The 839-nt window shown below is 37.1% G+C and carries 1 protein-coding gene; it reads left to right on the top strand.

Annotation, left to right across the window (positions count from 1 at the left end; translation table 11 throughout):
* Nucleotides 1-772, top strand: a 772-nt coding sequence (locus H5072_RS20610; protein ID WP_182694657.1) for a sodium-dependent transporter, incomplete at its 5' end; no start/stop codon positions are given.
* Nucleotides 773-839 lie beyond the last annotated feature (67 nt).

The following is an 839-nucleotide window of genomic DNA, read 5'->3' as shown; positions in this document are numbered from 1 at the left end:
CCAAGCGTTTTTCTCGCTATCGCTGGGTATGGGTATATTAATGACTTACGCGTCGTACATTTCTAAAAAAGATGACATTGTAAGCAGTGCTAAAATGGTCGCTATTACTGACTCACTCGTTGCGTTTGTAGCGGGGCTAATGGTGTTGCCAGCGATATTTAGCTTTGACCCAAATACAGACCCATCAGCACTTTCTGATTCGTCCGTATCAATGATTTTTGTATACCTACCTAAAATATTATTAGCACTGCAAAATGATATTGGTTATGTAGGTGCGTCTATTGTTGCGTTCTCATTCTTCTTATTAGTATTTTTTGCAGCGATTACTTCACTTGTTTCAATAGTGGAAGTACCGACAGCAACACTAAGCGACCGTAAAGGTATTAGCCGTAAAAAAGCACTGGGCATCCTTACACTTTCAACCGGTGTACTTACTATTTTATGTACAATGTCGTTTGGTATGATTGACAGCCTTACATCTTTCACCAGTTATGGCGGCGTTAGTAAGAGCTTTTTTGATATTATTGTTGATGTATTTTACGACACAATTTTACCGCTTAATGGCTTAATGGTGTGTTTGTTTGTAATGTACCGCTGGAAAAAAGCACGCTTAACACAAGAGCTAAGCTTAGGTTCGCCTAATTATGCGGGAAGCTTGATGGAAAAGTACGTTAACTTTTCACTTTCAACGTTTATTCCTGTCATTCTAGCTGTAATATTTATAAATACAGTGGCGACTAAGTTTTTTGATTTAAAAATATTTGGTTTTTAATAGGCCTCTTTAAAAGCTTATTGAATAATATAATGCCGCTCAGTTAAGCTTAGCGGCATTTTTTATA

It is taken from the genome of Pseudoalteromonas sp. SR45-5 (assembly GCF_014163565.1).
Lineage (GTDB): Bacteria > Pseudomonadota > Gammaproteobacteria > Enterobacterales > Alteromonadaceae > Pseudoalteromonas > Pseudoalteromonas distincta.
This window is presented reverse-complemented; position numbering and strand designations above follow the sequence as displayed.